This is a genomic window from Microbacterium sp. 69-10 (assembly GCF_001897945.1).
Classification (GTDB): domain Bacteria; phylum Actinomycetota; class Actinomycetes; order Actinomycetales; family Microbacteriaceae; genus Microbacterium.
Map to the genome: position 1 here is coordinate 1 of NZ_MKRT01000022.1, position 9990 is coordinate 9990.

The 9990-nt window shown below is 69.2% G+C and carries 8 protein-coding genes and 1 tRNA gene; 7 read left to right on the forward strand and 2 right to left on the reverse strand.

Features of this window, described 5'->3' with window-relative positions; all coding sequences use genetic code 11:
* Window positions 1-2353, forward strand: a 2353-nt coding sequence (gene rpoC / locus BGN97_RS09060; protein WP_292700341.1) for a DNA-directed RNA polymerase subunit beta', incomplete at its 5' end; no start/stop codon positions are given.
* A 145-nt stretch (window positions 2354-2498) separates the two neighbouring features.
* Here rpoC and BGN97_RS09065 read toward each other — a convergent pair.
* Window positions 2499-3107 (reverse strand): hypothetical protein, encoded by a 609-nt coding sequence (locus tag BGN97_RS09065; RefSeq protein ID WP_292700344.1) that lies wholly within the window; start codon window positions 3105-3107, stop codon window positions 2499-2501.
* A 116-nt stretch (window positions 3108-3223) separates the two neighbouring features.
* Here BGN97_RS09065 and BGN97_RS09070 point away from each other — a divergent pair, with 116 nt between their 5' ends.
* Together BGN97_RS09070 and BGN97_RS09075 are read left to right on the forward strand one after the other, a co-directional pair.
* Window positions 3224-4144, forward strand: a complete 921-nt coding sequence (locus tag BGN97_RS09070) for a PfkB family carbohydrate kinase (protein WP_292700347.1) — start codon at window positions 3224-3226, stop codon at window positions 4142-4144.
* A 130-nt stretch (window positions 4145-4274) separates the two neighbouring features.
* Window positions 4275-4358: transfer RNA gene (locus BGN97_RS09075), tRNA-Tyr, on the forward strand.
* Between the two features lie 48 nt (window positions 4359-4406).
* On the opposite strand, the gene BGN97_RS09080 is transcribed toward BGN97_RS09075, so the two are convergent.
* A complete protein-coding gene (locus tag BGN97_RS09080) occupies window positions 4407-4733 on the reverse strand; it encodes a DUF2249 domain-containing protein (protein WP_292700350.1) in 327 nt (108 codons plus the stop codon).
* A 57-nt stretch (window positions 4734-4790) separates the two neighbouring features.
* Between BGN97_RS09080 and BGN97_RS09085 the strand changes: the two genes are divergently transcribed.
* From BGN97_RS09085 to BGN97_RS09100, 4 genes are all read left to right on the forward strand, one after another.
* Entirely contained in the window at window positions 4791-5468 is a 678-nt protein-coding gene (locus BGN97_RS09085) for a winged helix-turn-helix transcriptional regulator (protein WP_292700352.1), read from the forward strand.
* A complete protein-coding gene (locus BGN97_RS09090; RefSeq protein WP_292700355.1) occupies window positions 5465-6730 on the forward strand; it encodes a hypothetical protein in 1266 nt (421 codons plus the stop codon). Before BGN97_RS09085 ends, BGN97_RS09090 begins: the two co-directional genes overlap by 4 nt.
* Window positions 6727-9450: a multicopper oxidase domain-containing protein gene (locus BGN97_RS09095; RefSeq protein ID WP_292700358.1), complete on the forward strand. Its 2724-nt coding sequence runs from the start codon at window positions 6727-6729 to the stop codon at window positions 9448-9450. The genes BGN97_RS09090 and BGN97_RS09095 overlap by 4 nt, the downstream gene beginning before the upstream one ends.
* 77 nt (window positions 9451-9527) lie before the next feature.
* The coding region (locus BGN97_RS09100; RefSeq protein WP_292700361.1) for an ankyrin repeat domain-containing protein at window positions 9528-9990 on the forward strand (463 nt) is incomplete at its 3' end.

Here is a 9990-nt window from a genome sequence, read left to right on the forward strand (position 1 = left end):
CCGCCTCGGCATCCAGGCCTTCGAGCCGCAGCTCGTCGAGGGCAAGGCCATCCAGCTGCACCCGCTGGTGTGCGCGGCGTTCAACGCCGACTTCGACGGCGACCAGATGGCAGTCCACCTGCCGCTGTCGGTCGAGGCCCAGGCTGAGGCCCGCGTGCTGATGCTCGCCTCGAACAACATCCTCAAGCCGTCGGACGGCCGTCCGGTCACCCTGCCCTCGCAGGACATGATCATCGGTCTGCACCACCTGACCACGGTCAAGGAGGGCGCTGCCGGTGAGGGTCGTGCGTTCGGCTCGGTGGGCGAGGCGATCCTCGCCAACGACGAGGGCACCCTCGACCTGCAGGCGAAGGTCCGCATCCGCATCCCGGGTCTGACCTTCCTCGAGGGCGAGGCTCCCGAGGGCTACGAGCGCCACGGCCTCGTGGACGCCTCGCTCGGCCAGGCGATCTTCAACGACGCCCTGCCGAAGGGCTACCCCTTCGTGCGCGGCGTCGCCGACAAGGGCAAGCTGTCGCAGATCGTCAACAAGCTCGCCGAGGAGTACCCCAAGGTCGAGACCGCCGCGTCGCTGGACCGCATCAAGGATGCCGGTTTCCACTGGGCGACCCGTTCCGGTGTGACCGTCGCGCTCAGCGACGTCGTCACCCCGCCGAACAAGGGCGAGATCGTCGCGGGCTACGAGAAGCAGGCCGAGAAGGTCCAGAGCCAGTACGACCGCGGTCTGATCACGGACGCCGAGCGTCGTCGCGAGCTGATCCAGATCTGGACGTCGGCGACCGACGAGGTCCAGGCCGCGATGATGGCGCACTTCCCGGAGGACAACACCATCAACCGCATGGTGACCTCGGGCGCCCGTGGTAACTGGCTGCAGATCCGTAACATCGCCGGTATGCGCGGTCTGGTGAACAACCCGAAGGGTGAGCTCATCCCGCGTCCGATCATCTCCTCGTACCGCGAGGGTCTGTCGGTGGCGGAGTACTTCATCGCGACGCACGGTACCCGTAAGGGTCTGGCCGACACCGCTCTGCGCACCGCCGACTCGGGTTACCTGACCCGTCGTCTGGTGGACGTCTCGCAGGATGTCATCATCCGTGAGGACGACTGCGGCACGTCGAAGGGCCTGGAGCTTCCGATCGCTGTCCGCAACGCCGCCGGTGAGCTGGTCCGCGAGGCCAACGTGGAGAACTCCGTGTTCGCCCGCACCCTGGCATCCGACGCGGTGAACGAGGCCGGCGAGGTTCTCGCCACCGCCGGTGAGGACGTCGGCGACGTGCTCATCGACAAGCTCGTCGCGGCCGGTGTCGAGACGATCAAGGTCCGCTCCGTGCTGACCTGCGACTCGGCCGTCGGTGTCTGCGCGCAGTGCTACGGCCGCTCGCTGGCCACCGGCAAGACGGTGGACATCGGTGAGGCCGTGGGCATCATCGCGGCCCAGTCGATCGGTGAGCCCGGTACCCAGCTGACGATGCGTACCTTCCACCTGGCATCCGCGGGTGACATCACCCAGGGTCTGCCGCGTGTGCAGGAGCTCTTCGAGGCTCGTACGCCGAAGGGCGCGTCCCCGATCGCCGAGGCCGACGGCCGCATCACGATCGAGGAGAACGAGAAGGCCAAGAAGGTCATCCTCACGCCCGACAACGGTGACGAGGAAGTGGTCTACCCGGTGCTGAAGCGTGCGACGCTTCTCGTCGAGGACGGCCAGCACGTCACGGTCGGTCAGCCCCTGCAGGTCGGCACGCTCGACCCCAAGGAGGTCATGCGTGTCATGGGTGCCCGCGAGGTGCAGAAGTACCTCGTCGGCGGCGTGCAGGGCGTGTACCGCTCGCAGGGTGTGCCGATCCACGACAAGCACATCGAGGTCATCGTGCGCCAGATGCTGCGCAAGGTCACCGTGGTCGACCACGGCGACACCGCGCTGCTCCCCGGCGAGATGGTCGACCTGAAGCGCTACCAGCAGATCAACCGCGAGGCCGTGTCCGAGGGCAAGCGCCCCGCGTCCGGCCGCCCGGAGCTGATGGGTATCACCAAGGCGTCCCTCGCGACCGAGTCGTGGCTGTCGGCCGCGTCCTTCCAGGAGACGACCCGCGTGCTCACGCAGGCCGCCATGGAGGGCAAGCGCGACCCGCTGGTCGGTCTCAAGGAGAACGTCATCATCGGTAAGCTCATCCCGGCCGGAACCGGTCTGTCGAAGTACCGCAACATCACGGTCGAGGCGACCGAGGAGGCCAAGAGCGAGCGCTACCCGAACCGGATCTTCGCATCCGACGGTGCGTACGCCGACGGCGACTTCGGCTACGTCGACTTCGACGCGTTCTCGACCGACGACATCACGCCCGGCACCTACAACTGATTGAGGCGAGGGCCGGCGAGCTTGCTCGTCCGCCGAGCCGATTGAGGTTGTCGAGCGACGAAGTCGCGAACACAACTGAGTGCTGACGTGAAAGGCCCCGGCCCCTCTTCGGAGGGCCGGGGCCTTTCCCGTTCCCGGGCGGGCGTCAGCCCCAGATCGCCTTCACGATTGCGGACGTGTAGCCCTTCGGCGCGAGGTTGGAGTAGCGCGTGTCGATCATCACGTCGTCGCGCCAGAACAGGGTGCGCCCGTCCGTGACGGGGTACTTCTCGTTCTGCCAGGTCTTCTCGCACCGGGTGCCGCCGGAGGGCGTGAAGCACGAGTAGCCCTCGGTGTCGGCGAGGGCGTTGAGCAAGTCGAGGGCCTTGCCGCGGGGCATCCGCTCGATCCGCGTCGTGAGGCCGGTGGTGTCGGCCTGCGGTGAGCCCCAGATGCACACCAGCGTGCCGTTCTCGAGGGTGCCGCTCTCGCCGAAGGCGGGGTCGTTCAGCGGCACGTCCTTCAGCTGCGCGAGCACGTCCTCGGAGAGGATCGCCTTGCAGTCCTTCGGCAGCGCGATCGCCTTGACGGTCGAGGTGGGAGCGGGCGTCGGCTTCGTCGACGGATCTTTCGTCGGCCCGGGGTCTGAGGACGCAGATGCCGACGGCTTCGCGCTGCCGGACGGCGTGGCCTCGTCAGCGGAGGGCGTGCAGGCCGCGAGGATCACGATGCCTGCGAGGATGAGCGCGGCCGCCGCGCCGTCGCGGAGCTTCATGACCACAGGGTAGGAGCGGCGGGTGCTCGGGGGAGCGCGCCGCGCCGTCCGGTGCGCGCGGCCGGATGCCGTTCATCCGGCGGATGCACTGCCGCCCCGCCCGGTAGTCTCGCCACGTGAGCACTGAACACCGTGGGGTCGTCGTCATCGGCGACGCGCTGATCGACGAGATCCGGGACGCTTCGGGCGTCCGCGAGCTGGTCGGCGGTGCCGCCTTGAACGTCGCGGTCGGGCTGCGCCGACTCGGCGTGCCGGCGACGCTGATCGCCATGGTGGGGGCGGATGCCGCGGGCGACCACATCCGCGAGTACCTCGCAGACCACGATGTGGCACTCGTCGAGAGCCCGTCGGCGTACGGCTCGTCGCGCGCGATCGTGCAGCGCGCGGCGAACGGCGAGCCCGAGTACGTGTTCAACGAGGCCGCGCAGCGGCGCAGCATCCGCTATTCCGATGCCGCGCGCGATGCGATCGCCGCGGCGGCGCTGGTGGCCGTGAGCTGCTTCCCGTTCGACGTCGAGGCCGAGGTCCGGTCACTGGCCGATGCCGTCGGCGAGGCGCGCCTGGTGATCGACCCGAACCCTCGCGCGGGCATGCTGCACGACCGCGCGGAGTTCGTGCGCGGTTTCGAGACGCTCGCCGCGCGATCCGAGCTCGTGAAGGTGGGAGCCGACGACGCCGCACTGCTGTACGACGGCGACCTGGACGCCCTGCGCCGACGGCTGCGCGATCTGGGCGTGGACGCGGTGCTGGCCACGGCGGGCGCCGACGGTGCGGTCCTGGAGACGGATGCCGGTGAGCTCACCGCCCCGATCGCCGCGCTGCCCGGCCGTGTCGTCGACACCGTCGGCGCGGGCGACGCCACGCTGGCGGGGGTTGCCGAGGGGCTCGTCGACGGGCATCCGTCGTCGGCCGAGGAATGGCAGGCGCTCCTCGATCGCGCGATGCTGATCGCCGCCGCGACCGTCCGCGCAGAGGGGGGCCTGCTGCGCACGCCCGAGTCACTCGCCGAGTCGGAGCGCGGCGTCTTCGGCAGCTGAAGCCGACAAGCGGCCGCCCGAAGCAGCGGCGCGCGCGGGATCGGCGTTCGATTTCTTACCGGGCGACTCCGGCAGGTATGCTTGATCTTCGCGCCCCCGGTTGACTGGACAAGCCGGACGGGGGTGCACTGGCAAGTTGCCCGAGCGGCCAAAGGGAGCTGACTGTAAATCAGCCGCGTAAGCTTCGGGGGTTCGAATCCCTCACTTGCCACCATGTGACTGAAGGCCCTCGCGAAGCGGGGGCCTTCAGTCGTTCTCGGCGTCAGGCCGCGTTGCGCACCAGGATGCGCCAGCGCTCGGGGCCCTCGTCGAGATAGCGGGTCCTGAATGCGCCGCCGTGCTTGGCCTGCAGCTGCGTGAGCAGCGGGATGGGGTTGTGGGTGGCCGATATCACCATGGCCGCACCCGGGCGCAGCGACTCGATCGCGCCGAAGATGGCGGCGTGGCGCACGGCGTGCGGGATGGTCTGCACATCGAGTTCGGGCAGTTCCTCGTCGGCCTCACCGCACGTGCAGCCTGCCGTGGGGGACTGATCGGGGGACTGGTTGGTCGCCTCTGACCGCGACCGGTGGATCTCGATGTGGCCCATGTTCTTCTCCGTCTCTGCGGGTGGGGTTTTGTCCCCGATTTTATTACAATGAACACCGTGGAAAAGGATCGAGTCGCCGGAGAAAAGTCGCGACGAGAGAAGACCCGGCGCGGCGCCGACGGGCGGCGGTACTCGCCCACGCGTGAGCGCATCCTCCTCGAGATCGAGGCCAACGGTCCCGCCACCACCGCCGAGGTGGTCAGCGCGACGAGCCTGCACGAGAACACGGTCCGCGAGCATCTGGAGCGACTGCGTCAGGACGGTCGACTCCGCCGCATCCGGGCCCGGGCGCAGGGTCGAGGCCGCCCGGGCTGGCGCTGGGAGGCTCTGCGGCCCGACGTCGTGAACCCCTATGCGGGTCTTGCGCTCGCTCTCGCCGACTCCCTCGCCCACGCCTCCGCTGATTCGGTCGCACACGCGCGAAGCGCCGGTGTCCGATGGGGTTCGACGATCGCCGCCGAGCGCACGGATGCCGAGGAGCAGCCGCGTGCGCTGGTCATGGACCTCATGCGCGAGCAGGGCTTCGACCCCGAGGACTCATCGCGCGACGACGCGATCATCCTGCGCCGCTGCCCCCTGCTGGCCGCAGCCGCGCGGCGCACCGACGTGGTCTGCGCCGTGCACGAGGGCATGGTCACGGGCATCGTCCGTTCCCGCGACGCCGGAGCGGATGCCGAACTGCTGCCCCTCCGCCCTGAGGGCGGCTGCCTGCTGCATCTGCGTGCCGCATCGTGAACGCCAGCGCTGTCGTGAACACGCCCCGCGAGCCGAACGCCGGCAGGCGCGTCCCGGTGCGGATGGTGTGGATGCTCCCCGGCGGTCTCGCCCTGCTCGCCGGCCTGGATGCCGGCCTGCTGCTGCTCGGGCTTCCGGCCCCGGTCACCACCGAGCGCCTCCCCGACGTGCACGGGATGCTGCTGGTTCTGGGATTCGTAGGCACCCTGATCAGCCTCGAGCGCGCGACCGCCTACGCTCGCCCGCTCGGATTCGTCGCGCCCGCGCTGCTCGGGTTCGGCGGCATCCTGCTGCTCGCAGCCCCCGTGCCCCTGATCGCCGGCAAGGTCGTGCTCGCCGCAGGCGCAGCATCCTTCGTCCTGCTCTACATCCCACTCTGGCGACGGCAGTACGATGCGGCCCTGCTCACCCAGCTGCTGGCCGCGGGACTCGCCATGTGCGGCACGGTGATCTGGATCGGGCAGGACGAGCTCACCCGGGTGATCCCATGGCTGATCGGCTTTCTGGTGCTCACGATCGCTGCTGAGCGCGTGGAGCTCGCCCGCATCACGATGGGTCCGCAGGCCGGCGTCCGCCTGTTGCTGCACGCATGGGCGGTCGCCGCTGCGCTGGCTGTCGGTATCGCGTCCCCGGATGCCGGTGCGATGATGCTCGGCATCGTGCTGCTCTCGCTGGTCGGCTGGCTGGTGGTTCATGATGTCGCGCGGCGCACCATCCGGGCATCCGGGGTCACTCGGTACATGGCCGCCTGCATCCTCGCCGGATACGTGTGGCTGGCCGTCGCGGCCCTCGTGCTCCTGCTCGGCTCGCCCGATGTGCAGCCCGCCTACGACGCCGTGATCCACTCGGTGTTCCTCGGGTACACGTTCTCGATGATCATGGCGCATGCGACCACGATCCTCCCCGCGGTGCTGCGCATCGCCCTGCCGTATCGCCCCGCGTTCTGGGCACCGATCACGACCCTGCAGATCGCGCTGGTCGTGCGGGTCTGGTTCGGCGACGGACTCGGGATGCCTGTGGTCTGGCGCATCGGAGGGGTACTCGGCGTCCTGGCGCTGCTGCTGTTCGTGGTGACTGCCGTGGCCAGTGCCGTCATGGGGCCTGCCCGCCGAGCCTTGGCTCTTCCGGTCCCACCCGCTCGGGAGGAGAAGTCACGCTCGGGAGGAAGGATGCCGCTGAGTTCTCCTCCCGAACGTGAGAACTCCTCCCGGACGGGCGTCGATCCCCAGACCCGAGCGGTTGCCGAAGGAACCACAGCATGACCCCGAACTTGGGCCCCGCTCCCGGCCCGGGCAGCAGTTCTGGCGCGAAGAATCGCGGGTTCTGGCCGATGCGCGACATCCCGACCCTGGCCTGGCTGCTGCTGACAGTCGTCGCGGTGATCGCCCACAAGGCCCTGCCGATGCCGGGCTGGCTGATGATCCATCTGCTGCTGCTCGGTGCGATCACGCACGCGATCCTGGTGTGGAGCCAGTACTTCTCCTTCGCGCTGCTGCGCAGCCGCGCGACTGAGGCCGAACGCCGAACGCAGACGGTCCGGCTGATCCTCTCCAACTCCGGTGCCGCAGTGGTCGTCGCCGGCGTGCTCTCGCATGTCTGGCTGGTCACGCTCGTCGGCGCCGCGGCACTCATCGTCGCTGTGGTGTGGCACGGGGTCGGCCTGATCCTCCGTTCTCGCCGCAGCATGCCGGGCCGGTTTGGACGCACGATCCGGTATTACATCTCCTCGGCCGCCCTGCTGACGATCGGCGCCGGACTCGGCGCGTGGCTGGCCCGTGGCGACGGCTCCGAGAATCTCGTGCTCGCGCATGCGTTCCTGAACGTGCTGGGCTGGATCGGCCTGACCGTCGCGGGCACCGTCGTGACCCTGTGGCCGACGATCCTGCGCACTCGGGCCGACGAGCATGCCGCAACCGGAGCCGCCCGCGCACTGCCGCTGATGGCCGCGGGCGTGCTGGTGGCGGCCGCGGGCGCTGTCGCGGGACTGCTGCCGGCCGTAGCACTGGGCCTGCTGGCGTACCTGGCAGGGCTCGTCGTCATCGGTGTTTCGCTGTTCCGCGCCGCCCGGCAGAAGGCGCCGCGCAGCTTCGCCGCGCTGTCGGTCGGCATGGCACTGGTCTGGTGGGTCGGCGCGGTCGGGATGCTGGCTGTCGGAGCCGTGGTCGCCTTCACCGACGGCACCGGTTTCGACGCCCTCGCGCGGCTCGTCGACCGCGTCGTGCCATACCTCGCCGCCGGTTTTGCCGCCCAGGTGCTGGTCGGCGCGCTGAGCTACCTGATCCCGGTCGTGCTCGGCGGCGGACCTACGCCCGTGCGCACCGGTACGACTGTCTTCGATGCAGCAGGGCCGCTGCGCGTGACGGTCGCCAACGCGGCGCTCGTCGTGTGCGCGCTGCCCGTGTCGAGCACCCTGCGCGTCGCGGCATCCGTGATGTACCTGCTTGCCATGGGGTCCTTCCTGCTCGTGATGCTCCGCGCGATGCGCGCGCAGCGCCAGGCCAAGGCATCCGTCGCCGTCACCGCCCCCGGCGTGGATCAGAAACGCGCCGCGAAAGCGGGTTCCAGGGGCGCTGTTGATCCAGCCCGCCGGATGGAGGCGACCGGCGCCGTGACTGCGGCGGATGGTGGGGTCGTGCCCGAGGGTGTGAAGCCGCGCGGGCGCCGCGCAGGGCAGGCGGTTGCGGGGCTCCTTGCCGTGCTGCTGGTCACGGCCGGCGCCGCAGCGATCGATCCGGTCGGTCTCGGCCGTGGCGCACCGCCGGAGAGCGATGCGGATGCCCCGGTCAAGACGGTCCAGGTCGAAGCGGCGAACATGCGGTTCACTCCGAATCGCATCGAGGTCCCGATCGGCACCCGGCTGGTCATCAAGGTCACCAACACCGACCCGCAGCTCATGCACGACCTCGTGATCGCCAACGGCGCGACCAGTGAGCGGCTGCTGCCCGGCGACTCCGACTCGGTCGACGTCGGCGTGATCACCGGCGACCTCGACGGCTGGTGCTCGCTCCCAGGGCACAAGCAGATGGGCATGACGCTTCAGATCATCGCCACGAGCGCCGCACCCGCGGCGTCCGCCTCGCCAGCACCCGCAGCGACCCACGACATGTCCGGCGTGCAGGCGAAGCCCGGCAAGGAGTTCGCCCCGTACCAGGCCGCGCTGGCTCCGCTCCCGGCATCCGCTTCGCCCGTCACCCACGAGCTCACGCTCACCGTTCGCGACGAGAAGAAAGAGGTCGCCCCAGGGATCACGCAGACACTGTGGACCTACAACGGCACCGCACCGGGACCGGTCCTGCACGGCAGGGTGGGCGACAGGTTCGTGATCACGCTCGAGAACCGCGGCTCGATGGGGCACTCGATCGACTTCCACGCGGGGTCCCTCGCGCCCGACAAGCCGATGCGCACGATCGATCCCGGCGAGAGCCTCACCTACGCGTTCACAGCCACCCGCGCCGGCATCTGGATGTACCACTGCTCGACCATGCCGATGACCGCGCACATCGTCAACGGCATGTACGGAGCCGTGATCATCGAGCCCCGCGACCTGCCCGCCGTCGATCGCAGCTACGTTCTGGTGCAGGGGGAGTACTATCTCGGCGACCACCGTGGCGGCGAGGTCGACGCCGGCAAGATCGCCGCCCGCAACCCCGACCTGGTCACCTTCAACGGCTACGCCAACCAGTATGATCACGCTCCGCTGGAGGCGGAGGTCGGCGAGCGGGTGCGGATCTGGGTACTGGATGCCGGCATCGAGCGCCCCACGAGCTTCCACGTGATCGGCGGTCAGTTCGACACGGTGTGGGCGGAGGGCGCGTATCTGCTGAACCGCTCGAGCGACACGGGTTCGCAGGCGCTCGGGCTGCAGCCTGCGCAGGGCGGGTTCGTGGAGCTGGCCTTCCCCGAGAAGGGCACGTATCCGTTCGTGTCGCACTTCATGATCGACGCCGAGCGCGGCGCGCACGGGCTGTTCGAGGTGAGATAGCCGCCCGGGCTCATCTTGACAGGCATGGGTCTCTGAGAAGCCATGCAACCTCGGTCGATTCGGTATACCGTTTGTGGATGACTGGGTATCGCGCCGTCCGAACGGGCGTCTTCCTGCTAATCACCGTATTCACCGCCGGTGTGCTCGCGGCGTGCACTCCGGCATCCGGCCAGTCAGGCGACGGAGAGGCCGACCCGACCAAGGCGTTGTGGAGTGCGGTCGACTCGTCGGATGCGGATGCCGCACGGCAGGCCATAGCCGATGGTGCAGATATTGAGTCGCGCGGCCCGGACGATGTCACCCCGGTGATCGCGGCGACCAAGAACAACGACGTCGATGTTGCACACGTGCTCATCGATGCGGGAGCCGACGTGAACGCGAAGGACGGACTCCAGGACTCCGCATTCCTCTACTCCGGAGCCGAGGGCTTCGACGAGATACTGAAGATGACGATCGAGGCCGGCGCCGACGTGAGGAGCATCAACCGCTACGGCGGGACCGCACTGATCCCGGCGAGCGAGCACGGGCACGTCAGCACCA

Excerpts from the sequence above, each read along its gene's own strand:
- BGN97_RS09065 (WP_292700344.1), bottom strand. The coding sequence starts at position 3,107 with ATGAAGCTCCGCGACGGCGCGGCGGCCGCGCTCATCCTCGCAGGCATC.
- BGN97_RS09095 (WP_292700358.1), top strand. The coding sequence starts at position 6,727 with ATGACCCCGAACTTGGGCCCCGCTCCCGGCCCGGGCAGCAGTTCTGGC.
- BGN97_RS09080 (WP_292700350.1), bottom strand. The coding sequence starts at position 4,733 with ATGGGCCACATCGAGATCCACCGGTCGCGGTCAGAGGCGACCAACCAG.